20 protein-coding genes are annotated in these 25,608 nt (G+C 46.9%); 11 read left to right on the plus strand and 9 right to left on the minus strand.

The window, feature by feature from the left end; all coding sequences use genetic code 11:
* Positions 1-121: 121 nt before the first annotated feature.
* Both QZ938_RS11005 and QZ938_RS11010 read right to left on the minus strand, forming a co-directional pair.
* Positions 122-1,615 (minus strand): carotenoid oxygenase family protein, encoded by a 1,494-nt coding sequence (locus QZ938_RS11005; RefSeq protein WP_293351298.1) that lies wholly within the window; start codon positions 1,613-1,615, stop codon positions 122-124.
* A gap of 275 nt (positions 1,616-1,890) precedes the next feature.
* Complete coding sequence (locus QZ938_RS11010) at positions 1,891-3,345, minus strand: folate/biopterin family MFS transporter (RefSeq protein ID WP_293351296.1); 1,455 nt, start codon at positions 3,343-3,345, stop codon at positions 1,891-1,893.
* A gap of 227 nt (positions 3,346-3,572) precedes the next feature.
* Here QZ938_RS11010 and QZ938_RS11015 point away from each other — a divergent pair, with 227 nt between their 5' ends.
* The 5 genes from QZ938_RS11015 to QZ938_RS11035 all read left to right on the plus strand — a co-directional run bounded on the left by QZ938_RS11015 (position 3,573) and on the right by QZ938_RS11035 (position 7,255).
* Positions 3,573-4,052 carry a hypothetical protein gene (locus QZ938_RS11015; protein ID WP_293145119.1) on the plus strand — a complete coding sequence of 160 codons (480 nt, stop codon included), beginning with the start codon at positions 3,573-3,575 and terminating at the stop codon, positions 4,050-4,052.
* A 66-nt stretch (positions 4,053-4,118) separates the two neighbouring features.
* The gene (locus QZ938_RS11020) at positions 4,119-4,580 is read left to right on the plus strand and encodes a cupin domain-containing protein (protein ID WP_293145122.1); all 462 of its coding nucleotides are present in this window, start codon (positions 4,119-4,121) and stop codon (positions 4,578-4,580) included.
* A gap of 6 nt (positions 4,581-4,586) precedes the next feature.
* Positions 4,587-5,246 carry a class I SAM-dependent methyltransferase gene (locus QZ938_RS11025; protein WP_293351294.1) on the plus strand — a complete coding sequence of 220 codons (660 nt, stop codon included), beginning with the start codon at positions 4,587-4,589 and terminating at the stop codon, positions 5,244-5,246.
* Positions 5,247-5,569: 323 nt separating this feature from the next.
* Positions 5,570-6,424, plus strand: a complete 855-nt coding sequence (locus tag QZ938_RS11030) for an AraC family transcriptional regulator (protein ID WP_293351292.1) — start codon at positions 5,570-5,572, stop codon at positions 6,422-6,424.
* Between the two features lie 234 nt (positions 6,425-6,658).
* Positions 6,659-7,255 carry a ferric reductase-like transmembrane domain-containing protein gene (locus QZ938_RS11035; RefSeq protein ID WP_293351290.1) on the plus strand — a complete coding sequence of 199 codons (597 nt, stop codon included), beginning with the start codon at positions 6,659-6,661 and terminating at the stop codon, positions 7,253-7,255.
* 175 nt (positions 7,256-7,430) lie between these two features.
* On the opposite strand, the gene QZ938_RS11040 is transcribed toward QZ938_RS11035, so the two are convergent.
* The 3 genes from QZ938_RS11040 to kdpC form a co-directional block, all read right to left on the minus strand.
* Positions 7,431-8,699 carry a sodium:proton antiporter gene (locus tag QZ938_RS11040; RefSeq protein WP_363318817.1) on the minus strand — a complete coding sequence of 423 codons (1,269 nt, stop codon included), beginning with the start codon at positions 8,697-8,699 and terminating at the stop codon, positions 7,431-7,433.
* A 283-nt stretch (positions 8,700-8,982) separates the two neighbouring features.
* Positions 8,983-10,125: a sensor histidine kinase KdpD gene (locus QZ938_RS11045; protein WP_293351288.1), complete on the minus strand. Its 1,143-nt coding sequence runs from the start codon at positions 10,123-10,125 to the stop codon at positions 8,983-8,985.
* A 155-nt stretch (positions 10,126-10,280) separates the two neighbouring features.
* Complete coding sequence (gene kdpC / locus QZ938_RS11050) at positions 10,281-10,907, minus strand: K(+)-transporting ATPase subunit C (protein WP_293351286.1); 627 nt, start codon at positions 10,905-10,907, stop codon at positions 10,281-10,283.
* A 15-nt stretch (positions 10,908-10,922) separates the two neighbouring features.
* Here kdpC and QZ938_RS11055 point away from each other — a divergent pair, with 15 nt between their 5' ends.
* A complete protein-coding gene (locus tag QZ938_RS11055; protein WP_293351284.1) occupies positions 10,923-11,051 on the plus strand; it encodes a hypothetical protein in 129 nt (42 codons plus the stop codon).
* A gap of 30 nt (positions 11,052-11,081) precedes the next feature.
* On the opposite strand, the gene kdpF is transcribed toward QZ938_RS11055, so the two are convergent.
* The 3 genes from kdpF to kdpA all read right to left on the minus strand — a co-directional run bounded on the left by kdpF (position 11,082) and on the right by kdpA (position 15,622).
* Positions 11,082-11,351 (minus strand): K(+)-transporting ATPase subunit F, encoded by a 270-nt coding sequence (gene kdpF, locus QZ938_RS11060; protein WP_293145140.1) that lies wholly within the window; start codon positions 11,349-11,351, stop codon positions 11,082-11,084.
* A gap of 150 nt (positions 11,352-11,501) precedes the next feature.
* Positions 11,502-13,607 (minus strand): potassium-transporting ATPase subunit KdpB, encoded by a 2,106-nt coding sequence (kdpB, locus tag QZ938_RS11065; protein WP_293351282.1) that lies wholly within the window; start codon positions 13,605-13,607, stop codon positions 11,502-11,504.
* A 254-nt stretch (positions 13,608-13,861) separates the two neighbouring features.
* Positions 13,862-15,622 (minus strand): potassium-transporting ATPase subunit KdpA, encoded by a 1,761-nt coding sequence (gene kdpA, locus QZ938_RS11070; RefSeq protein WP_293351280.1) that lies wholly within the window; start codon positions 15,620-15,622, stop codon positions 13,862-13,864.
* A 500-nt stretch (positions 15,623-16,122) separates the two neighbouring features.
* Between kdpA and QZ938_RS11075 the strand changes: the two genes are divergently transcribed.
* The 3 genes from QZ938_RS11075 to QZ938_RS11085 all read left to right on the plus strand — a co-directional run bounded on the left by QZ938_RS11075 (position 16,123) and on the right by QZ938_RS11085 (position 23,134).
* Positions 16,123-17,229, plus strand: coding sequence for a HAMP domain-containing sensor histidine kinase (locus tag QZ938_RS11075; RefSeq protein ID WP_293351278.1), 1,107 nt, complete (start codon positions 16,123-16,125; stop codon positions 17,227-17,229).
* The gene (locus QZ938_RS11080) at positions 17,219-17,959 is read left to right on the plus strand and encodes a response regulator transcription factor (RefSeq protein WP_293351276.1); all 741 of its coding nucleotides are present in this window, start codon (positions 17,219-17,221) and stop codon (positions 17,957-17,959) included. Before QZ938_RS11075 ends, QZ938_RS11080 begins: the two co-directional genes overlap by 11 nt.
* Positions 17,960-18,175: 216 nt before the next feature.
* Positions 18,176-23,134: an Ig-like domain-containing protein gene (locus QZ938_RS11085; protein WP_293365510.1), complete on the plus strand. Its 4,959-nt coding sequence runs from the start codon at positions 18,176-18,178 to the stop codon at positions 23,132-23,134.
* A 77-nt stretch (positions 23,135-23,211) separates the two neighbouring features.
* On the opposite strand, the gene QZ938_RS11090 is transcribed toward QZ938_RS11085, so the two are convergent.
* Complete coding sequence (locus QZ938_RS11090; protein ID WP_293333683.1) at positions 23,212-24,111, minus strand: LysR family transcriptional regulator; 900 nt, start codon at positions 24,109-24,111, stop codon at positions 23,212-23,214.
* Positions 24,112-24,313: 202 nt separating this feature from the next.
* On the opposite strand from QZ938_RS11090, the gene QZ938_RS11095 reads away from it, so the two are divergent.
* Both QZ938_RS11095 and QZ938_RS11100 read left to right on the plus strand, forming a co-directional pair.
* The gene (locus tag QZ938_RS11095; RefSeq protein WP_293351272.1) at positions 24,314-25,210 is read left to right on the plus strand and encodes an aspartoacylase; all 897 of its coding nucleotides are present in this window, start codon (positions 24,314-24,316) and stop codon (positions 25,208-25,210) included.
* A gap of 74 nt (positions 25,211-25,284) precedes the next feature.
* Positions 25,285-25,419 (plus strand): S8 family serine peptidase, encoded by a 135-nt coding sequence (locus QZ938_RS11100; RefSeq protein WP_293145193.1) that lies wholly within the window; start codon positions 25,285-25,287, stop codon positions 25,417-25,419.
* Positions 25,420-25,608 lie beyond the last annotated feature (189 nt).

Genomic DNA, 25,608 nt, shown 5'->3' on the forward strand with positions numbered 1-25,608 from the left:
ATCTTAGTTTTCAGGAAGCAATACGTTTGGTGTAAAACTGCATCCGTAAAAGGTTCGATCGTTCGGACTTTAGTCCGCATCCGTCAGAGGACTAAAGTCCTCACTACAAACCAATTTTATCTTAGTTATCGGGAAGCAGTACGTTTGGTGTAAAACTGCCGTGCAAACCGTAGGGGATGTGCTGTTTTAAATGCAGGCGCGCTAGGGGGCCTTTGGTGATGTCGCGGGCATCTAGAATCGCTAAGGTCGATCGATGATTAGCCGCATCATACATCAAAACGAGCAGCCAACCGTCATCCTCAGCCACAGCATCGGGACGGGGAACAAACACCGGTTCCCCCGCAAAGCCGCGCGGCGCCACACTCCAAACTTGCCTCTCACCCGTGTGGAAATCTATTTTAAGAATAGCTTGCAAAGGAGCATTCCCAGTGGGAGAGTCAGCCGCGCCGATATAAAGATATCGGTAAGGTTGTCCGACATTATTCGGATGCAGAGTCGGAAACTCGCAACACCGAGTTTCCACAATTTGATGCTGCACGGTTTTGTCTTGCAGATTTAGCTTGAACCGCCACAACTCGCCCGCTGGAATGCTGTTAAAATCAATCTCCAGAAAATCGCCGTCATGTTCTACTGTTGGAAATGATTCGTAGCAAACTGAATCTACAAAAACTTCGCCGTTTTCTTCCCAGGCGTTGCAGTGGTGGAACACAAAACAAGGTTCTGTTTCTAATATCTTCACCTCGTCAGTGCCGTTGCGCGGAATTAAAATTGCTTGGGTGGGCTTGTTTGGCGAAAATTGAATGCACTGCGCTGCACTCCGAAATCCTAATAGGAAAAGTAGGGGGTTGAAGCTGACAGGATTTTGGAAGAATATGCAGTAATTCTCGGTAATTACCATGTCGTGCAGGAAGGCAAAACCCGGGATTTCGTGGGCGTGTTTTTGTAAAAGTTTGCCGCTTTCGTCGAGTTCGTAAATCGTGATTGTACTTGACAAACCGGGCTTGACGGAAAAGTTGACTAATGTGTCTCCTTTACCATTTTTCCCTTTTTCAATTCTGGGGTGGGCGGCGAAGGCTTCACCGGGTTGTAAAATCCCATCTAGGGTGTCTAATCCGAGGGTTTCTAGGCTGCGGGGGTCGAGTCTGTAGGGCTGTGCTGCTTCCCAGAGTGCTAGCAGTTTTTCGCCCCAATAAATGATGTTTGTGTTGGCAATGTTTTTGATTTTGACATCAAAGATGTTGGCTAACCAGCCTCCGGGTTTCTGTGTGCCGAATACGCCTCGGTGCAGGATTTTTCCTGATTTTTGTTCGGCGAGATAGCCTTCGGTGTGCACGAATCGGTTGCGGAAGTGGGCGCGTTTTTGGGAAATTGCGATCGCACAAACCATGCCATCGCCGTCAAAGGGGTGGTGGATGCGCGATCCGTTGACATCCAACAATCCGGGCCCGTTGCGAAAGAATGTGCCTTGTAAGCCTTCTGGGATCTCGCCTTCGATGTTGTCAATCCAGTAGTCGGCTTCGTTGGGTTGGGATTCGTAGCCGCGCTGCCAGTCTTTGCGATCGTATGATAGGTTTTGAGCTACTGTTTGAGGTTGGGGAATTTGTAGTTTTTGCATTGGTGGCATCAGCTTTTATTTGTTTAACCGCAGAGGGCGCAGAGGACGCAGAGAGGGAAAGAGTGAGAGATTCACAGAATTGAAAACACTGTTCAATTTAATCCTATGATAGCTTTGGGGCTACTGTTTGAGGTTGGGGAATTTGTAGTTTTTGCATTGGTGGCATCAGCTTTTATTTGTTTAACCGCAGAGAGCGCAGAGGACGCAGAGAGGGTAAAAGTGAGAGTGTCACAGAGTTGAAAACACTGTTCAATTTATCTGTTGCAGAACTTCCTTCATTTGCTATCTGCGGTGAGGTTTTCGGAGATTACTGTTGGCACTAAGTCGGGAAAGTATTCGGGCATGAAATGTTGTCCGCCCGGTTTTGTACAGCCCAGTTCTGGTTCTAATACTGGGAGAGATTGTTGGTAGTTTGGATCTCCGCTTTCTGTACTTTCTGCTGGGAGCCAGTTTAAGAAGGGAAGGGGTAGCAGTGTGGAGAGGTTGGCGATCACTACTAGCAGCCAGAGGTTGTCGAAATTGCGATCGGTAATTCCGAGCCAGTGTGTCAAAATTGCACCGCCTTCGTAGGAAATAATTCCTGCTAAATTGGTGACAGACATCAGCACTGCAAATAAGGTTGCTTCGACGCCGGGAGGACACAACCGCGCTGATAGTACCAGCACGGGCATATAAGCAATTTGTCCGATTACTGTCAGGATCAGGCTGTCTCCGATGCTGAACCATTGGTCGTCAATTCCTAATGCTCGGTTGGCATGAGTTACTAATAATAATGCAGTCATGCCCAAGGCACTTGCCATGACTGTTGACCAGCCGAAAATGACTCGAAATGGAATTGCTTTGAGGTAGCGCTGAAACAGCCAAATGCCAACGAGGGCGGCTATGCTGGTGACGAGGCGCACTCGTCCGAGAAATTCTGGTTGAAAGCCTAATTCGTTGGTGGTGAAAAAGAAGAAGGCGGAGTCGGAGCTTGGTGTGGCTTGCCACAGAAATAGAAAGGCCGTGGGCAACCAAATTGTTTTTTGGGTAACAGCTTGCCGCAGTTGTTTTAGTTGGTCTTTTACTGTTTCAAAGTCGGTTCTTTTGTTGACTTTTTCTTCGCTAATTAACCAGGCTGTGGTTGATACTATTAGCGGGAAAGATGCGGTGATTAAAAAGATGGTGTGGGTGCTGAAGTGTTGCAGCAGGGAACCGCTGAGGTAAGCGGTAATTAGTCCGCCAATGGCTGATGCCCCCCAAGATAAGGATTGCAGGGAACCGGCGTCGCTAACTGTTTCCTTTCTCGCTCTTTCTACTACTAGGGAGTCGGCGATTACGTCGCTGACGGCTAGTGAAACGGAACTTAGGGCGATCGCCCCTGTAGCGGCTAAGGGCGTGTGTACGACTGTAGCCATCCCCACCCATGCAGCCGTCCCCAACAGCCCTGAGAGGACGATGTAAGGCCGTCTGCGGTAGCCGAATATGGGCAACCCGTCGGACATGAAACCAAACAGAGGTTTGATAATCCAAGGTATGGCGACGACGCCCAGCAAGGCTGAGACTTCGGCGGGACTCATGCCGAGTTCGTCTTTGAGGAAGAAGCTGACGGCTAAGCGGGCTAGTCCGAGGATGCCTTGGACGAAATAAATCAGTAAGATGGCTATGAGTTCCGGGGTTGGCTCATTCCCGAAGAATACTTTTTCTTTTAAGGATTCTTTGAGTTTGCTGGCGCCAGAGGGGGAAAGGAGCATTTGAGCAATATTTCTTAATGAATCTCAATATTTATAACACATTCTTAATGAATTGACAGTTTACTGTTGAGAGTTGACGGTTGTGACGGTTGTCAGTTGACGGTTGACTGTTGTCAGAAGAAAAAGGGACGCAACGGTTTCAGCAATTAGGAATTTAGGAATTTCGCGATCGCCAGGAGAGCTTGCTACGATTGTAATTACTCTGAATTTAATGGTTTTTTGTATCAATGAAAGCAGAAATTAGAATTGTCTCTCTGGCAGTAGCTTGGATTTTAGGAGCGGGGGCTAATTTAGCCTTGGCTTTACCTGTTGCTAATCAGCAAGGAGATTATACGGGGCTGCTGGCGAGACAGCGGGGAAATAGGCAGGTGAATTGGGTGGTTGTTGACTCGGATTCTCAAGGGTTAAATTGTCGGATGGCCCAGAGGTTTCGATCGATCTCTGTAGATGGACTTGATGCACCAGATGAATTGTTTGAGAGGAATAAACACAATGTTTCGCAGTGGCCTGTGGTGACTACTTTTCGGCGCGGTGAACGGTTGCAAGCGGTGACGGGAAATAATGCCAATCAAATTATGATTGCTGACTCTAATGGTAAACCTTGGTTGCCTATTTCCACGGATAAGGGTAATTGTTTTGTGCGGGCTAACAGCCGTTTTGTTAAGCCTGTTCGGGAAAATCCTACTACTTTGAAACCTTTGGAATAAGGAACCGCGAAGGCGCGAAAAACGCGAAGGAAGAGAAAGAAGAGAAGAGAAGAGAAGGAGTCTTGTATGATTGTTAATCCTAAAAATGTCCCAGAAAGTACAGGCTCAAATTATCCTCAGCAATTCAAATCTGCTGTTGCGGGAAGAGTTAAAAAACGCTTGGGTAATGCTGCGGGTTTGCAGAATTTTGGGGTAAATTTGGTGAGGTTGGCGCCGGGAAGTTGTTCTGCTCTGAGACATTGGCACTCTCGTCAAGATGAGTTAGTCTATGTTCTGGAAGGGGAAGTTACTCTGATTACAAATGCTGGTGAGGAAGTGCTGCAACCTGGTATGGCGGCGGGTTTTCCGGCTGGCGATGCCGACGGGCATCATTTAGTCAACCGATCGAATGCTGATGTTGTTTATCTGGAAATTGGCGATCGCACTTCTGGCGATTTAGCTAATTACCCAGATGATGACTTAATCGCGAAAGCGGGCGATAATGGTTGGATTTTTACTCGCAAAAATGGCGAGATTTATGAGGGTTGAAAGTTTATGAGTCAAGTTAATCTTTGGAGTTCGGCGGAACACGCTTTGTGGTATCTTGCTAAGGCTGATGGTATTCCTCACCGCACGGAAGGTGAAGCGGTTTTGTTGGAGGAAGTGCCGAAAGATGTCAAGCGCATTCTGGATTTGGGTACGGGAGACGGGCGGTTGTTGGGTTTGCTAAAGTGCGTGAAGCGAAGCTATCCCGAAGGGAATCGCCCGAATGTTGAATCTGTGGCGATCGACTTTTCGCCAACTATGCTTGAAAAAGCCCGCATTCGCTTTGCTGATGACAATACTGTCACGGTAATCGAGCACAATTTTGACGAACCTCTGCCGGATTTGGGCAAGTTTGATGCGATCGTTTCTAGTTTTGCCATCCATCACGTTGAGGACGATCGCAAACGTTCGCTTTACGCCGAGATTTTCGAGCTTTTGGAACCCGGAGGCATTTTTTGCAATTTGGAGCACGTAGCGTCCCCAACAGAGGCTTTGCATGAGAAGTTTCGAGAGGCACTGGGCATTAGCAAAGAGCGCGAAGATCCTTCTAATAAATTGCTGGATGTGGAAACGCAACTGCGCTGGTTTAGAGAAATTGGTTTTGACGATGTAGACTGTTATTGGAAATGGCGGGAACTCGCTTTATTGGTTGGGGTTAAACCTGTTTAGTTAGGGTAGGGATACAGGATTGCCCAAAGCGTGTTAACTTAATGTCAAACGCAGTACCAGTCGGCTGTCTAACGATTAGATATTCGATCCTCCCTATCCCCCCTTAAAAAAGGGTGGGCGGTTTTATAGGATCTTAGAAATAGGTACGTAGTTGGGCTTTAGCCCTCTTTATAATATTAGGAAAGAGCCCTTAAGCGCAACTACGTACCTTCGCCATAAACATTTTTCTTTCTTCCTTTCATTACTCCAATCCTCTTCCTTCTAGCTAGAGCTTGCTCTCAAACTGTCAACTGTCAACTGTCAACTGTCAACTGTTGAAAGCCGTGTCTGATAATGAACCTGCACCGCATTTGCACCTCCTTTCTAGCTTTGAATTGGGATGGAATGGTTTGAATCTGATTTATGAGCTAGAACCTGCTGACGAAATGCCGGAAACTGATTTAGAACACCACTTTATTCTCATCGCTGAAAATGATTTTCGGGCGAGTTTTATGTTGAATGGAAGTTTGCAAGAGGTAGATTACGCCAGCGGCGATATTGCGATTATTCCTGCTACTCAAACTATTCCGAGAACATTTGTCGATCGCGAAGTTCCATTAATTGAGCTGTTTCTCGCGCCTGAAATGCTGGCGCGCGCTGCTTTTGACTCTGTGGATGCCGATCGCCTTGAGTTAGTGCCGCAGTTGCACCTGCGCGATCCGTTAATTCAGCATATGGGGCTGGCTTTGAAGCAAGAATTAGCAGCCGGAGGCGCAGACAGTCGCCTGTATGCAGAGTCTATGGGGACAGCGCTTGCTGTGCATTTGCTGAGGCGCTACTGTTCCTTTCAAAAGGAGATTAAAAACTATACGGGCGGATTGTGCAAGTATCAACTAAGGCAAGTATGCAATTATATTGACGAACATTTAGACGATAATTTGAGTTTGGAAAAACTGAGCAATCTCGTGCAGATTAGTCCGCATTATTTTGCAAGTTTGTTCAAGCAATCTACAAAAATTACACCGCATCAATATGTGATGAAATGCCGCATAGAGAGAGCGAAGCAGTTGCTGCGGCTGCGGGAGTTGACACTTGTAGAAATCTGCCACCAAGTCGGATTTCAAAGTCAAAGTCATTTTACCAGAGTGTTTCGCCAACAGGTTAAAACTACTCCAAAGGCTTATAGAGCTGGGCTTTGAAGCTTGGGAAGATTAGGACATTTTTGGGAAGATTGGGCAAGACAGCGGCCACGGGCGATCGCTAAATTTAGTATGCACTGAAATTTTGTCCTGTTAATTGCCGGCAATCATAAGGTTCGTAGTGAGGACTTTAGTCCTTTCTTGGATGCGGACTAAAGTCCTCACTACGAACCTATTTTTTCATGGTGTTCGATTGGACAGGATCTGAGAATTTATTGTAAGGATTCACCACGGATGAAAGATCGTAAATTTGCTGTTGAAAGATGGAGTATTGTTGGTTTGTCTGCGCTGACAATTGGGATTATGCTTGCTGTGATTTGGCTGATTTACGGTGTTGATGAGACAGCGATGCGGTTGGCGATTCGAGCAACTGCTCGTACTTCGTGTATCTTATTTCTATGTGCTTTTGTGGCTTCGTCACTTCGCAGGCTGTGGCCAAATATATTTACACAGTGGCTGTTAAAAAATCGCCGCTATTTCGGCTTGTCGATGGCTGTGTCGCATACGTATCACGCGATCGCCTGGACTGGCTTGTGGTGGGCAACGAATGGCGCGTCGCCCGGGTTTGACCCTCTGGGGATCTTGGGCTATGTGTTCCTGTTTGCAATGACTGTAACATCTTTTGAGCGATCGGCAAAATGGATCGGTCAACGGGCCTGGAAGATTCTGCACAATGCTGGAATGCACTATTTCTGGCTGGCTTTTACCTTTGAATTTGGGATCAAGATTGTTAAATCGGCGATCGTATATTTACCTTTGACAGGGTTGCTAATTGCAGCAATGATGCTCCGCTTAGTTTCTCCGAGAATACAGAGAAAATTAGTTGGTTAGGACTTCGACTAATAAAACTGGTTCGTAGTGAGGACTTTAGTCCTGATTTCTGAGGACTGAAGTCCTCACTACGAACCTATTGCTGGTTTGTAGTGAGGACTTTAGTCCTGATTCCTGAGGACTGAAGTCCTCACTACGAACCTATTTTATCTGCTTTGTGTGTTAGTCCTGTGAATTAAATTAAGTCGGGGACTTTAGGTTTAATTCGGCGCTCGTACCAGTTCATTAACGGGGTGGCGCTAATGCCGTGCACAATCACAGAAATTACGATCGTAGTAAAAGTAATCCAGGCAATTTTCTCGCCGATTTCGCCTTTCAAGCCGTGACCGAAAGCATAGGTAAGATAATAGATTGAACCGACGCCGCGAATGCCGAACCAACCGCAGAGCCAGCGGCTGGCGGGATGCAAGCGACTCCCGATCGTACTGATCCAAGCTCCCACAGGCCGAATCAAAAAGATTAACAATCCAGCTATTAAAAGGGCGTAGCTTCCATGTGCAACGAGAGCTTCTAGGCGCAACATGGAACCCAATATTAAAATTGTTCCTACTTCCATTAACTTTTCTATGCGCTCGGTAAAGTGCAGTTGGGAAAGCGGTTTTTCGGGGTCGCGGTAACTGCGCTGCACTACAATTCCTGCTACAAAAACTGCGAGGAATCCGTAGCCGTTGACTACTTCTGTCAGGGAATATGTGAGCAGAATTGTGCTGAGGGCGATGAAATCTTCCATTAGTTCATCGGCGGGCCTGTAGCGTTGCAATCGGCGATCGATCCAGGTGACGGCTTTAGCTACTAAAATCCCCATCACGATACCTGCGGCGGTTGCCCAAAGCAAGTCAACTGCTACCCACTGCGAAAACCAGTTCGGCAAATTACCATCTTTTAGCGCATAAATGCCGAAATAAACAAAGGGAAAAGCTAAAGCATCGTTCAAACCACCTTCCGATGTTAAGCCAAAACGCAATTCATCGCGATCGTCTATATCCGCTAACTGAACTTCTGAGGCTAAAACTGGATCTGTGGGTGCCAGAATTGCTCCTAGTAAAATTGCTGGGCCCCAATCTAATTTGACAAACCAATGAGCGATCGCAGCAACAGCAAAAATCGAAATTGGCATTAAAAAACCAAGCAGCCGCGCTGTGGAATTCCAAGCCCAAAGTTGCAGCGGGCGATTCATTTTTAAGCCGCAACTAAACAGAGAAACAATAACTACAAATTCTGTGAGTCTTTCTAAAAATTGAGCTTCGGGGCGCAATTCAACCAGCTTGACGCCGTAGGGCCCCAATCCGATACCGACAATTAGATAAATTAAGGCATAAGATACCGGCAATCGCGAAATCCATCCCGAGCCCAAGGTGACAGTCAGCAGGAGGATGCCAATCACTAGCAAATTTAGAATGTAATGATCTACCATAGCGATCGCACTTTTAATCAGCTTTAACAAGTGCAATCTTGACAGATCGAAGCTTCTGGTACATCCGCCGAAAGCTAGAGCCTGCTATCCTCCGAAAGTTATATCTATCTGTTATTTGTTATCTGTTATAGCAATCCTAAATCATTTACATAATTCTTGTAGGGGCAATCCCCCCGTGGTTGCCCGATAGATAGGAGGGTAGGCACGCACCATCCACTACCCCTACAAATCCTCATGAATCATTTAGGATTGCTATATCTGTTATTTGTTATTTGTAGCAACTGACTATTGACTGATGACTAATCACTGATGACTAATGACTTTTTTCGGTAGCGATGATGTGCAAATCTACGTGTTTGAGCGATCGCACTAACTGTTGAGTCAAAGAACCCCGAAACAGCAATTTCCAGCGTGATTGCTGGCTTTCACCGATCACAATTTGAGTAATCCGATAATGTTTAGCTACCTCAGAAATTGCTTGTGCGATATTCGGACTTTCCACCCGCAGAAATTGGCCGTTAAATTCTTGGCAAAGCTTCTGGCAAGTTTCAACGTGCAAGCTTTCGGCTTTGGTTAAAAATCGATCGGGGTTATCGACAAACAAAGCATAAAAAGGAGCATTCATGTAGTTAGAAATCCTCCCGCCTCGCCGCAGCAGTTGCAAGGAATTGGGAAAAGTCGATACGCATACTAAAACTCGTTCGTGAATGTTGCAAGATTGACCTTTTAAAGTTGCTGCATCGTCTTCAACACTATCTGCTACCTCCCGCAGCGCCAGTTCTCGCAATGCAATTAAATGACGGCGCTGGAAAAAGTTTTTTAAAGATTGTTCTATTTTTTCAGGAGCGTAGATTTTGCCTTCTCGCAATCGTTCTTCTAAGGTTTCGGGCGTGACATCAATAACGACTATTTCGTCAGCTTCTTCTAGAATGCGATCGGGCACTCGCTCTCGCACTACAACTCCCGTAATTCTCGCTACTAAATCGTTGAGACTTTCTATGTGTTGAATGTTGAGGGTGGAGAAAACATCTATCCCTGCTTTCAGAATTTCTTCGACATCTTGATATCGCTTTTCTCGCAGAGAACCGGGAATATTTGTATGAGCCAGTTCGTCTACCAATGCTAGTTGAGGGCGGCGTGCTATCACTGCCTCGGTATCCATTTCGGTCAGCATTTTTTCGCCGCGCAACATTTGTTTTCGCGGGATTATTTCCAGTCCCTCGCCTTTGGCTGCGGTTTCTTTCCGCCCGTGGGTTTCTAACAGTCCAACGGCGACATCAATACCTTCAGATTTGAGTCTGTGCCCTTCTTCCAGCATTCGGAAAGTTTTGCCGACACCGGGGGCCATTCCGATAAAGATTTTGTGCTTTCCCCGGCGGTGAGGGCGATCGTAAGCGCGATTCGGTTGGGCGTAAATAGGGTCGGAATGGTTGCTGAGTTCGCTAGAGTGAATCATAGCAGTTGGCAGTTAGCAGTTGACAGTTGACAGTTGGCAGCGTTAATCAGTTGACAGTTGACAGTTGACAGTTGACAGTTGACAGTTGACCAATAACCAATAACCAATGACTAATAACAACTGAATACTGACTACTGACTACTGACCACTGAGTATTATAAACCGTCGAGAGCCAAATTTAGTTTGAGGACGTTAACTCCCGGTTCGCCAAAAATTCCCAGAAATCTGCCGTCTGTATTCTGGGCTACTAACATTTCGATTTGATTGACATTGAGCGATCGCACTTTTGCTACCCGTTCAATTTGCGCCCTAGCTGATTCTACGCTAATGTGCGGGTCAAGGCTAGAACCGGAAGTATAGACTAAATCTGCTGTCGGTTTGATACCAGATAAATTTAGGCGAGCCAACTCAACTTCCACGCCCTGAAAACCATCTTTTTCATTACCTCGCTTCAGCAGATCGGAGTTGCTGGGAGCCAGGTTGCTCGCTCCGGAAACGCCCGTTCTCTGACTTAAGTTTTCTGCCTTTGTGGGGTCGTAATCTATTGGCACAAAGCTGCTGTAATTTGTGGTGCTGGGGCGACCCCAAAAATATTTATCCGAGCCGAAAGACTGACCGATTAATGAGGAACCGACTACCACTCCTTGGTTGGTAATTAAACTGCCGTTTGCCTGGGAGTTGAAAGCAAGTTGACCGATTGCTAGCAGTATTAATGGATAAATAATCGCTGTGATTCCCCACAAAACTAAAGTAACACGAATAGCTCTGATTAATTCTCTCATAAATGACCTCAATGAATGAAGGAAGAAGGAAGTTCGGCAACGAGCAATGTGCGGGATGTAATGGATGTCATGAAAAACTGGATGCCAGAAACCGGGTTTTTGCGAAAATATTTGGTTTGGCTGGCAGATTCGATAAAAAACTAGGTTTCTAAGATGGACAATGCAAATATTTGCCTAGAATCTTTCCGGCTGAAAAATCACGACAAACAAATAAACTGCTAGCCCGATAATTACTAAACCCAAAAGACTTAAACCCCACGCCGCTTTTTTGGTCAAACCTTCATCCGCAGCCGCATAAACCGCAGGTGCAATTATCAAGTTAAAGCACATTACTAGAAATAACTGCACCGGGATTGGGTGGCGCTGCCACAGCATTTGTCCTAACTCAACGGTTTCTTGAAAATCCCTCGGCAAAACATCGTTCAGCAAATCGTTCCGTTTCATAAATTCTCCTTTTTTTGGAACTAAATATCTGTGTTTGTATTGGATGATTTTTGTGTAAAAATCGAGGCAGATCCTCTGGATATGTGTTCCCAGGCAGAGCCCGGAAGAGTCATCCGCTACATCCGCTACAAAGTCCGTTGCCGAACTTCTTTATGCTAACCCGATCGCAGTAATGAAAACATCAATAATTTTGATGGCGATAAACGGCGCAACTGCTCCGCCCAATCCGTAAATTAAAATGTTCCGCTGCAACAGTTGATTGGCACTTAGTGGTCGAAATTTAACCCCAGTTAGTGCCAGGGGAATCAAAGCGGGAATAATCAAAGCATTGTAAACTAATGCGGACAAAACCGCAGATTGACCGCTGGCTAAACCCATCACGTTTAATGCGCCGACGGGGGCAAACATTGCGGGAATAATTGCAAAATATTTGGCGATATCGTTGGCTAGGGAAAACGTAGTCAGTGCGCCGCGAGTAATTAGCAACTGTTTGCCAATTGTCACTAAATCAATTAGTTTTGTGGGGTCAGAATCTAAGTCCACCATGTTCGCAGCTTCCTTGGCTGCTTGGGTTCCAGAATTCATCGCCAAACCTACGTTTGCTTGGGCTAGGGCGGGTGCGTCGTTGGTTCCGTCTCCCGTCATTGCTACTAATTTGCCCTCGGCTTGTTGCTTGCGAATTACTTCGATTTTGTCTTCGGGAGTTGCTTCGGCGATGAAGTCGTCAACTCCGGCTTCGTCGGCAATTACTGATGCTGTAATTCTGTTATCTCCGGTGAGCATGATGGTGCGAATTCCCATTTTTCGCAGTTGGTCAAACCGATCGCGAATTCCGGGTTTAATCACATCTTTCAAATAGATAATTCCGTAGGTGTCGTTACCTTTACAAACGCCTAACGGTGTGCCTCCAAGCCGGGAAACTCGCTCGTAAGCTTCATCGAGATCCGGGCCGAAATTGCCGCCGCGCGATCGCACAAAACCCTTCACCGCATCCACCGCGCCCTTGCGCGCCTCGGTACCATCAGCCAAATCCGTGCCCGACATCCGCGTTTTTGCGGAAAAATCAATGCCTTCAGATCCTCGGGAGTTAGTGCGATCGAAATCCACGGCTGCGCCCAGATTTTGAGCTAAACGGACGATCGACTTTCCCTCGGGAGTATCGTCAAAAACGCTCGCAGTCAGTGCTACCTGCGCGACTTCTTGCAGCGAGTGACCGTTTACCGGAATGAATTCCTCGGCTAAACGGTTGCCCAGCGTGATCGTCCCGGTTTTGTCCAAAATCAGCGTATTCACGTCGCCGCAAGCCTCCACGGCGCGCCCAGAGGTCGCTATCACGTTAAATTGAGCGACGCGATCCATCCCCGCAATGCCGATCGCACTTAACAAACCGCCGATCGTTGTCGGAATCAGCGCCACCAACAGCGAAATCAGCGTCACCACACCCACAGGAGTTTTGACATAATTGCCCACGGGCGGAATCGTCGATACCACAATCAAAAACACCAGAGTCAGCACCGCCAGCAGCACCGTCAGCGCGATCTCGTTCGGCGTTTTCGAGCGTTCAGCGCCCTCCACCAGCGCGATCATCCTGTCCAAAAATCCCTTACCGGGGTCTGCCATCACCCGCAGCGTCAACTCGTCAGAAAGGATGCGCGTACCGCCAGTGACGGAACTGGCGATGTCGGAACCCGGTTCTTTCAGTACCGGCGCCGATTCCCCGGTAATCGCCGATTCGTCTACGGATGCGACACCTGCGATCACTTCGCCGTCGGAAGGAATGACATCGCCTGCGATCGCTTTAATTTGGTCGCCGCGTCGGAGAGATGTCGAACTAACTTCTTGAATTGAACCGTCTGGTAAGAGTTTGCGGGCTGTGGTATCTGCTTTTGTCGATCGCAGTGCATCCGCTTGCGCTTTCCCGCGGCCTTCCGCTACCGCTTCTGCAAAATTAGCAAATACCAAAGTAAAGAACAAAATGAACGTTACAAGGCCGTTAAACAGAACTTGATTGTTGCCGGGAACCGGGCCGAACAGCGTCGGATCGACGGTCAAAAGTGCAGTGACAATTGTGCCAACCCACACCACAAACATCACGGGATTTTTTAGCATCACCCGCGGGTCAAGTTTGACAAAAGCTTCTTTAAAAGCTCTTTGATAAAGACCTTTGTTATTTGCTTTTGGGGTGTGTTTGCGAGACTCGCGAGAGCCTCTTGAGCGGGGAGTTTTTTGAGAGTCCGGGGTATTGGAAGAAGCCATGATTTGGATTTTTTAATGAACCGCAGAGTACACAGCAATACTTCGGACATTTTTTGAACGACTCTGTAAGCGTTACAGCGTAAGCCCTGGCATTTTTAATGTTTTTTTGAAACTCCGGGCTAGACTTAAAGATTGAAAAAATACTCATCCCTATAGCCATCAAGGGTTTGAGATACTCGATTAGATCTAAAACTGTCCGAAGTATTGACACAGAGAACGCAGAGAAAGAGAAGGGTGAGGTTGATGATTTTTTGTTACTGAGGTGGAGGAGTTGGTGTTGCTAAAGGTGTTGTGGGTGCGGTTATCCCTGCTGGTTCCAACTTGCCGCTGCTGATTTGGTATCCTTCAGCAATTGGCCCCAAAGCCAGCACTGGGAAAAATGTCAGCGCGCCGAGAATGATGATTACTCCTGCGGTGACGCTGGTAAATAAAACGGAATCTGTTCTGAGAGTGCCGGTTGTTTCGGGAACCAGTTGTTTGTTCGTCATGCTGTCAGCTAGCAGCAGCAGCGCAATAATTGGAACGTAGCGCCCCATCAGCAAGCTAAAACAAGTGCTTAAATTCCACCAAAGTCCTGTCGGCGCGGGTTGAGAATCGCCCAATCCTTCAAAGCCAGAACCGTTATTAGCCGCCGCTGAAGCGTATTCGTACATCACCTGCGAAATGCCGTGAAATCCTGGGTTGCTGATGCCGCTCAAGCTGTCGGGAAAGGCGAGGGTAATGGCGCCGGGGATTAAAACTGCGATCGGGTGAATCAACAAAACAACGCTAGCTAAAACAATTTCCCGCTTTTCAATTTTTCGTCCCAAAAATTCCGGCGTTCTCCCCACCATCAATCCGGTGAGAAACACGCTCAAAATTAGGTAAATAAATAAGTAAGCCGTTCCTGTTCCCTGTCCGCCCCAAACAATTTGGATAAACAAGTTAAACAAAGTAGCAAAACCCCCTGGCGGCATTAAAGAATCGTGCATTCCGTTGACAGCCCCGCACATTGTCCCAGTCGTAGTGACAGCCCAAAGTACAGTTTCTGCCCAACCGAATCTAACTTCTTTCCCTTCTAAGTTTGGTTGCACGGAACCGAGCAAACTATTAATTTGGGGATTGCCTTGATATTCGCCAACTGCTGCAATGCTAATCAAGATTACATAAATGGCAAACACCATCCCAAAAATCAGCCATCCCTGCTTTTTGTTGTTAGCAAATCTGCCGTAGGTGTGAATGAGTGCTGCTGGTATAGAAACCATTGCTAGTGTTTCCAGCAGGTTACTAAAAGGGTTGGGATTTTCAAAAGGGTGAGCCGAGTTAATGGCAAAAAATCCCCCGCCGTTTTCTCCCAGTTGTTTGATGCTTTCAAAGTGAGCGACTGGGCCGCGAGCAATTACTTGGATGCCGCCTTCTAAGGTACGGGCAACTGCTGGGCCTGCGAGAGTTTCCGGCACTCCAGAAATTAGCAGAAACAAGCCAATTATCAAAGAAAGAGGCAGCAGAATCCGCGTGATTGATTGAATTAAATCGATATAAAAGTTACCGAGGGGGCGACCTGTCAGTCCCCGAATAAAGGCAATCCCTACTGCTAAACCAGTGGCTGCTGAGGTGAACATTAAAAAACCCAGAGTTAACTGGGACAAATAACTGAATGTTGTCTCGCCTGAGTAATGCTGTTGGTCGGTATTTGTGAGGAATGAAATAGTTGTATGCAGCGCGGTATCCCAGGTTGGTGCGCTGAGGCTGGTGGGATTTAAAGGCAGCAGTCCCTGAAGCATGAAAACTAAGAATACAAATATGCCCATTGCTGCATTGCTGTATAATAGCGATCGGGCATACTGCCAGCCTGTCATGGAATCTACAGACCGAATATTGCTGGCTTTATAGATGAGTTGTTCGACTGGTTTGATCGCGGGGTCGAGAATTGTTCGTTCTCCCATGTAGACCCGCGCCATGTATTTGCCGAACACGGGCGCGATCGCAATTAAAATGATTAGGGTTAATGCAATTTGAATTAAGCCTTGTAACATAACTGAGTTAAAAATTCCTCGTTTAGCGATTACTTTACTGAGGTTTGGGGTTGTTGATAATCTGTCTTAAGGTATAAATTACTGTTTATTAATTCTGCTTTTTTTACCTATACTTTTACTGATAGGCGAATGTTTAGCCAATTTTTTAAATCTATACTTGCAGGTATAGATGCTGTATAAACGCTGTTTTTTTTAGCGAAAATATAGTTAATGTTCGATCGCAAATAATTGGTTGAAAGCTTCTCCCTTGTAAGGAAAATTCAAATCAGACGATTTATTACACCAATCTTCGGATTTCCAGATAGAAGTTGCTCTCAACTGATTAACGCTGTCAACTGTCAACTGTCAACTGTCAACTGTCAACTGTCAACTGTCAACTGTCAACTGTCAACTGTCAACTGTCAACTGATTAACGCTGTCAACTGTCAACTGATTAACGCTGTCAACTGTCAACTGTCAACTGTCAACTGAATGAAAAGCTTAAAATGGATTAACTAGAGATGTTTGAAAGCTTAGTGAAAATTCCCAATATTCTGGTAGTTCAAGAAAAGTATTTGCGCGGAAGGTGGTCGATCGCCTTTTTATTCGCGATTGTCGCAGCACTCGAATTTGCTACGCCGTCGCAGTATCTGTTTGGATACTTGTACACGGGGCCGATTTTACTGGCAAATTCGCGGCTGAGTCGGTTGGGAAAGTTGCAAATTACGCTGTTAGCAGCAGCATTGACGCTGTTGAACTTGTTTGTTCCTTACGGAGAAACGATCGCCCTGGCGACTGTTGCAAATCGAACGATCGCAGTTATGGCTTTGGGAGTCACGGGATATTTGAGCGATCGCAACCAGCAGTATCAAGAGGCGATCGCACTTGCGAAAGCTCAATTGCAATCCCAACAGCAGCTAGCCAGCATCCGAGAGGATTTTGTCTCTACTTTGAGTCACGACTTGAAAACGCCGATGCTGGGTGCAATTGAAACAATCAAAGCTTTTCAGGGAGCAAACTTTGGGGAAGTCACTACCAGCCAGCAAAAAGTTCTCGAAACAATGGCGCGATCGCAAAAAATGTCACTACAATTAGTAGAAACGCTGCTCGATGTTTACCGCAACGATGCCGAAGGTTTAAAACTGCAACTTGCGCCCGTAAATTTAGCAGCTTTAGCAGAAGAAGTAACTGCCACACTGATCCATTTATCGGCAGCGCGCCGAGTGTATATTAGTATAAGTTACGGAGAGTCTGACTTTCGCCGTTCTTTGTGGGTAAACGGCGATGCAGTGCAACTCCAGCGCGTTTTTGTTAATTTGCTAACCAACGCGATCAACCATTCTCCCCGAGGTGGTAAAGTAGAAATAGTCATGGAATCTTACACAACCGATCAGGTGATAAAAGTTATCGATAGCGGGTTGGGAATTACTAGCGATGAGCTGCCCCACTTGTTCGAGCGTTTTTATCAAGGAAATGGCGATCGGCAAGCCAAAGGATCGGGATTGGGGTTATACTTATCTCGCCAAATTATTGACGCCCACGGCGGTATAATTTGGGCAGAAAACAAATTGCCTTTAGGTGCTTTGTTTGGATTCCGACTACCAGCTATCTCTGCCAATGAAACCTAATTCTCCCTTGCGAATTCTCTTAGTTGAAGACGACGAACTATTTCGGTTGGGACTGCAAACCAGATTGCAGCAAGAAAGTTCCTTGCAAGTAATTGCCGAGGCAGAAGATGGAGAAACGGCGGTAGAATTGACTCAGGAACACTTGCCGGATGTGGTGGTTCTCGATGTCGGTTTGCCGGGAATTGGTGGCATTGAAGCCTGTCGCCAAATTAAACAGAGACATCCAGAAATTCCAGTTTTGATTTTAACATCTCACGCCCAAAAAACCTTAATTGAAAGGTTGATTGCTGCGGGAGCCCAAGGATATTGTCTCAAGGGAATTGCCGCAGAAACTTTGGTTTTGGCAATTCGATCGGTAGCGGCGGGTGCTTCTTGGTGGGACAAAGCTGCAACTGCGGAAATTCGGGCGGTTTTTAGCAATCCCGAACCTGTCAAAAGCGCGAGTAAATGGGAAGTTTTAGACAATCCGCTGACTCCGAGGGAACAGGAAATATTAGCCTTAGTTGCGGGCGGGAAAAGCAATCAGGAGATTGCACAAATATTGTACATCGCTCCGGGGACTGTGCGGGTGCACGTCCACGCGATTTTGCAAAAGTTAGAAGTGCGCGATCGCACTCAAGCAGCAGTGTTCGCTATTCAGAAAGGATTGGTAGCAGAAGAACTTTTGGCGATCGAACCTTCAACAGGTTTGATCGTGAGGAATGCAAGTCCGCATCAAAGAAAGGACTGAAGCACAGGTTTGATCGTGAGGAATGCAAGTCCGCATCAAAGAAAGGACTGAAGTACAGGTTCGATCGTGAGGAATGCGAGTCCGCATCAAAGAAAGGACTGAAGTCCTCACTACAAACCCTATTGCTCGTTAATTTTACTGATGACATTTAATATTAAACTTTGCTAAATTTCATACATATTAATTTCCGTAAGGTCATCCAACCAGAGGTGTTTTGTGCCAAATTTTATCAATTCTGTTATGGGTTCGATCGCCTTTTTCGACTCTGCCCTCCCCGATATCCAAAATCTTTGCAACGGTATCGCAGCCGGAATAGAAGTAATTATCATCGATGCAGCGCGGGATGGAGTAGCACAAATTACGGAAGTGCTAGGGAGTCGCCGCAATATTAACAGCATTCATATTATCTCCCACGGTCGATCGGCTAGTTTGCAGCTAGGCGCGATCGACCTAAACTTGACAAATTTAAACTTTTATAGTCAAAAATTGCAGCAATGGTCGCGATCGCTGGCAGAGAGTGCGGAGATTTTGCTGTACGGGTGCGATGTGGCGGCGGATGATGCGGGCGCTAACTTCGTGCGGCAAATCAGTCAGCTAACAAAGGCAAAAATTGCTGCTTCCAGCACGCCTGTGGGAAGCGCAGCTAAGGGCGGAGACTGGGAACTAGATTATACAACTGGGTGGGTGGAGTCGGAGTTGGCGATCGACCAAGCGACAATGGCCGCTTACCAATTTGTGTTTGGTTTGCAATTTTTGGGACAAGCAGGATTTCCGGCAAGTACAACTTTTGGAACACCAACAACCCAGGTAGGTGGACTGTCGGGCGTCACCTACGCGGGCAACAACACTTACTACGCTATCTCCGACGGCCGCAATATTCCTGGTGGCAGTCCCGACCCGTCTCGCTTTTACACCCTCACTATACCTAATGTGAGTTCGGGTATCTTGACACCAGTAGGAGGAGTTGCTTTTACAGGGGTGACACAGATTGGCAATCCGCCTCCCTTTGCCGCAGATACATCGGATACAGAGGGCATTGCCTTAATCGGCAGCAATGTCTTCGTATCTTCTGAAGGCAATTTCTCGACAAATATCCAGCCTTTTATTAATAGTTTCGCCATTGCCACAGGAGTTCAAAATTTCGCGCTGCCTATTGCTTCTCCCAAATACGACGTATCAGCAGATCCTAACAGCGGCATCCGCAACAATCAAGGTTTTGAAAGTCTGACGATTACTCCCAGTCAAAGTTTTCTATTTACAGCAACAGAAAATGCTCTCGAACAAGACGGCCCTGCTTCAGATATAACGGCTGGCGCGCGATCGCGAATTGTCAGATATAACTTAGGTACAAACACCGCAAACGGAGAATTTCTTTACAATACCGATCCGCGCAACGGCATTTCAGAAATGCTGGCCGTTGATGATAATACGCTGCTGGTTCTCGAACGTTTTCTCGACTTATCGACAACACCGCCGTCAGGGGATTTGAAGCTTTATCAAATTTCTTTAAACGGTGCGACAGATATTCAAAACAATACCGGTTTGATTGCTTCTGGTGTTGCTAGCATTACACCAGTATCGAAAACTCCGATCGCCACTTCTGCTTATTTCCTGAGTACAGGCACTCCGGCACTGGTTGACAATTTTGAAGGGATGACATTTGGGCCTCCTCAAACAGCAACTGGGAAACGAACGCTAATTCTTGTCAGCGACAACAATTTTGCCCTTCCCACCAGATTCGCAGCGTTTGCAGCCAACAACGCACCCGTACTCAACAACAGCGGAACGCCGGTACTAACAGCAATTAACGAAGATGTACCTTCTGCCAGCAACACCGGCAGCTTAGTTTCTGCTTTAATTGCAGGTGCTGTTACAGATCCCGACATCGCCGATATTCAAGGAATAGCTGTGACGGCGACAGACAATACTAACGGCAGTTGGCAATATTCTATTGATAGCGGTGCGACTTGGACGGCATTCGGTACACCGTCAACAGCAGCAGCGAGACTGCTAGCAGGCAATGCCAGTATCCGCTTTCTTCCCAATAATGACTACAACGGTAGTGCTAATATCACCTATCAATCGTGGGATGGAACGACGACTAACTCTAGCGGTACTACCCTCACGAATGGGGGGACGGCTGATATTTCAACTGCTAGCAGTATTGGGGGTTTAGCAGCTTTCAGTACGGCCAGCGAGACTGCAACAATTACTGTTAATCCTGTCAACGATGCACCGTCGTTTGTCAAAGGGCCCGATCGCACCGTCAATCACAGTGCCGGCCCGCAAACTGTTCCTGCATGGGCGACAGCGATTTCTCCAGGGCCGGTCAACGAGTCAACACAAACCGTCAACTTTCAAGTAGTGGGAAATGACAATCCCGGTTTGTTTAGCGTACCACCGGCGATCGGCTCTTTCGGACAACTAACTTTTACCCCCGCCATAAGTGGAACTGGCAAGGCTAATATCACTATCAACCTCAAAGACAACGGCGGTACAGCTAACGGCGGCATTGATACTTCGGCAAGCCAGACATTTCAGATTGATATCACCAACAATCCGCCAACAGCAAATCCCGACACCTACAAAGTCTTGCACGATCGCGTGTTGACTGGGTTTCCATCCGTCTTATTCAATGACTTCGACATCGACATTTTCGACACGTTGACTGCTGCTGTTGTCACACAACCGACTAAAGGTAAACTCGTACTCAATCCCAAGGGTGACTTCACTTACACTCCTAACCCTGGCTTTGTTGGAATTGATACTTTCACTTACAGCGTTAGCGATGGGGCTGCGACTGTCCCCAGTACGGTGAGTATTGATGTTACGAACAGTCCGCCGATCGCTATTCCCGACACCTACATCGTCAGGCACGATCGCGTGTTGACCGGATTTCCATCCGTTTTATTCAATGACTTCGACCCCGACATTTTCGACACGTTGACTGCTGCTGTTGTCACACAACCGACTAAAGGTAAACTCGTACTCAATCCCAAGGGTGACTTCATTTACACTCCCAACCCCGGATTTGTCGGAGTTGATACTTTCATTTATAGCGCTAGCGATGGCGCTGCAACTGTCCCCGCCACGGTGAATATCAACGTTACGAACAGTGTGCCAACAGCCAATCCCGACACCTATAGCACTAATGCGGGAAAAGCTATCAGCCAAATAGCGCCGGGAGTTTTAGCCAATGACACCGACGCAGATTCAGACACGTTGACTGCTGCGGTGGCTGCAAATCCGACGAAAGGTGCGATCGCCCTCAGCAAAGACGGTTCTTTCACCTATACTCCTAAGGCAGGCTTTTCTGGGACAGACACATTTACCTACACAGTCAGCGACGGCATAGTTACCTCTCCACCAGCTACCGTGACTGTAAACGTCAACAATAACCCGCCTGTCGCGATTCCTGACAACTATACAACTCCTTTTAATACCCCTCTCAACGTGGCAGGGTTGGGAGTCTTACTTAACGATACAGACCCGGAAAATGACCCGCTGACTGCGATTTTGGTGGCTGGGCCGACTAAAGGTGCGATCGCCCTCAACGCTAACGGTTCCTTCAGTTACACTCCGAATGCTGGTTTTGCAGGGGCAGACTCTTTTACCTACAAAGCTAATGACGGCAAAGCTGATTCTGCGATCGTCACAGCAAGCATTGTTGTCAATAACTCTCCAAATCCGACTCCAAATCCAACTCCAACTCCGACTCCGACTCCAAATCCGGTAACAACTCCAACTCCAAATCCAACTCCAAATCCGACTCCAAATCCAACTCCAAATCCAACTCCAAATCCAAATCCAACTCCGACTCCAAATCCGACTCCGACTCCAAATCCGGTAACAACTCCGACTCCAAATCCAACTCCGACTCCAAATCCAACTCCGACTCCAAATCCAACTCCGACTCCGACTCCAAATCCAACTCCAACTCCAACTCCGACTCCAAATCCAACTCCAAATCCAAATCCAACTCCAACTCCAACTCCAACTCCAACTCCGACTCCAAATCCAACTCCGACTCCGACTCCAAATCCAACTCCAACTCCAACTCCAAATCCAACTCCAAATCCGGCGACAACTCCAACTCCAAATCCAAATCCAACTCCGGCGACAACTCCAACTCCAAATCCAACTCCGACTCCAACTCCGGCGACAACTCCAACTCCGGCGACAACTCCAACTCCGGCGACAACTCCGACTCCGATTCCTGTTGAATCTGAAAGCATTGGTGGCGGTAATGGCGACGATCGCATTTGCGACGAAATTACCTTGCCTGCGATCGATTCAATTCCCGGGCCGAATTCAGTCGATCGCACTTTCAACGGCACTGACGGCAACGATTTCCTCATCGGTAGCAATCTCAACGACGCGATCGACGGTTTCAACGGGAACGACATTCTGCTGGGCGGAAGCGGTAACGACAATATTTATGGTGGGCAGCCCAGCAATATCCCTCTCGGCCCGAATGCAGACAAAGACTTGCTATTTGGCGGCAGAGGTAATGATTACCTCAACGGAAGTGCCGGCGACGATCTCATTTTCGGTGGTAAAGGCGATGATGTGGCGATCGGCGGGAAAGACGATGACTCCATTTGGGGTGACAAGGGGAATGACACTCTGGTGGGGGCTGAGGGTAACGATTGCTTGTTTGGAGGCAGTTTTGACCCGTCTAGCCCTGACTCGAACGGACGCGATTTGTTGTTTGGCGGTGCTGGCAACGACTTCTTGAATGGAGGAGATGCTGCGGATACTCTGGGCGGTGGAGAGGGCAACGATACGCTGAACGGCGGTAAGGGCGATGATGTTCTGGTGGGGGGTACGGGCAACGATCTGCTGCTGGGCGATCGGGGTAGCGACAGCATTTGCGCTGCGGATGGGGATGATACTTTGACTGGGGGTTTAGGTAACGATGTTCTCAGTGGTGGCGTTGGGCGCGATCGCTTTATTTTAACCGCAGGTGAAGGCAGCGATGTGATTGCTGATTTCACCAAAGGCGAAGATTTGCTAGTGTTAGCGGGCGGTTTAACTTTTGCTCAACTCACTATTACCCAAAGCCCCAATGCAGGTGCGATCGCGATTTCTGGGAACGGTCAACTCTTGGCTACTGTGAATGCAGTGGCTGGTAGTGCGATCGATCGCAGTGATTTTATCCTGTTTGGGCGATAACAAAATAGTTCGTAGTGCGGACTTCAGTCCGCAGATTTTTGCGGACTGAAGTCCGCACTACGAACGAATCTCATTACCTAATAGAGATGAATTGAGAGGCTGTTAATAATCTCCAGAAATTGCTGCAAAATAGTCGATGAATCATTCTGCCGCCAAACCGCAGTTAAGTTAGTGGTTGTCATTTGTTCCAGAATCGGACGATACACCACTCCTTTGCGTTGAAGATTCTGGACGTGAGATGGCAGAATGCTAATACCAGTTTCGCCTGCAACTAACCCCAAAATCGTGACCATAAAGACGGCTGTTTGAACAACTTTTGGCACAAATCCTGCTTGGGAACATAGATGGTAAATTTGTTCGGACAAACCCGCCACAACTTGATGCAGGGGCATGACAAATTCTTCATTTTTTACGTCAGCAAGCGAAATTTGGGATTTGGCTGCAAGCGGATGATTTTTGGGTAAGACGGCGACAAGTGGTTCTTGCGTGATAGACATCGTTTCTAAATCATTGTCTTCCGAGATTTCGTGGTAGAGATACAGAAAAATGATATCAGTTTGGCGATCGCGCAATCTCTGAATTAGAAAAGCACTATGTTCTTCCTGTAAAATCAGTTTTACCTTTGGATATCGCTGCCGAAACGTTCGCAGCATCTCTGGAAAGACACCATTCGCGATCGAACTCGTAAAACTCACCGTCAAGTGACCCAATTCACCTTGATGAATGCGCTGGGTTTTATGTACCGCTTGTTCTAACAGTGCCAGAGTTGCGCGAGATTCTTCTAAAAATGCCTGTCCTGCTGGAGTTAGCCCAATTGGGTGACTTTTGCGATCGAATAGTTGCACGCCCAATTCAGTCTCCAAATCTTTAATTTGGTTGCTTAGGGGCGGTTGCGAAATGTGCAATCGCTTTGCCGCATTGGTAAAGCTCAGTTCGTCTGCCACTGCAATGAAGTAACGGAGATGGCGAAGTTCCATAGATTTTAGATTTTAAACTTTAAACTTGGAAATGAATAATTACTATAGCGGTTATTGAGTAGATACTGCCATACTTTTTGAGTATATTCTTATATTAAAAAAAGTATTTGACATATAGAAATAACTTGTTTACCTTGGAAGTAATAGTTAGAAAACTTGGCGACTAATTACGGTTTTAATTATCACAAAATGAGGATTATTTATGTTGTCGCACGTAATTCGACGAGTTGCAGTTGTCGGAGGAACCCACGGAAATGAGTTAACAGGAGTTTACCTGATTAAGAAGTTTCAACAATTCCCAGACTTGCTGAAACGATCGACCTTTGAGACAGTTGCCTTATTAGCCAACCCGAAAGCGGTGGCGCTGAATCGGCGTTATGTCGATCGCGATTTGAACCGTTGCTTTGGCCGCGCAGATTTGGCTAACCCAGACTTGACGGGTTACGAGGACATACGCGCTAAGGAGATCTCCGGACAACTATGTCCTAAAGACCAAAATAAGGTTGATTTCATTATCGACCTCCACAGCACAACGGCGAACATGGGGCTGACCATTTTACCGTCTAGCAAACATCCGTTCAACTTGCAATTATTAGCGTATTTAAGCGAACTATATCCCTCAGTTCGAGTTTTTTTCCGAGAGGATGATGGTGAGGATGCGCCAATGTTGCGATCGCTATCTGCTTTCGGTTGCACCATAGAAGTTGGGCCCATCGCCCAGGGAGTCGTTAACGCCCATCTGTTTCAGCAAACCGAAATGCTGATTCACGCCATTTTGAACTATCTCGATGCCACAAATCTGGGCAATCCGCTGGTTATACCATCACATTTAACTGCATATCAGGCGATCGTTTCCGTAGACTACCCGAGAAATGCTGTAGGTGAAATCCAAGCCACTATCCATCCCCAACTTCAGTTTAAAGATTACGAACCCTTACATCCCGGTGAACCGATGTTTCTCACATTTACGGGAGAATTGCTCCCCTATCAAGGAGAATCTACAGTTTTCCCTGTATTTATTAACGAAGCGGCTTATTACGAAAAGCACATAGCGATGCTTTTGACGAAAAAACAACAGCTTCAGCTTGAAACTGCATAAAATCCTGTCCCGCAAATTACCAGCAATAAAAAAGGTTTGATCGTTCGGACTTCAGTCCCCATCCATCCCAGGAAATAAAAAAGGTTTGTAGTGAGACTCACGTAGCGGGTGTAGCGGCTTTAGTTTTGAATGCCAATCCCACTCTAACTCCGGCTCAAGTTGAGTACATTTTGACAACAACAGCCAACCCAAATGGGATAACTGTCTAGAAACAACAAGCAACTATTCCGAAACATTAGCCGATCGCCCTACAACCCCGCGAATCTGTTTTTTGACATCTCCCCATGCCTAAAGGCGAGGGGATTCACAAGACCACAATTTAAGTCTTATAGGTGCTGACAAATCACCTCTACCAACTCCACTTAGATCCAATCCAAGCATTGTTGCTACTTTACGAC

The sequence above is a fragment of the Microcoleus sp. CAWBG27 genome, assembly GCF_020883145.1.
Classification (GTDB): Bacteria; Cyanobacteriota; Cyanobacteriia; order Cyanobacteriales; family Microcoleaceae; genus Microcoleus.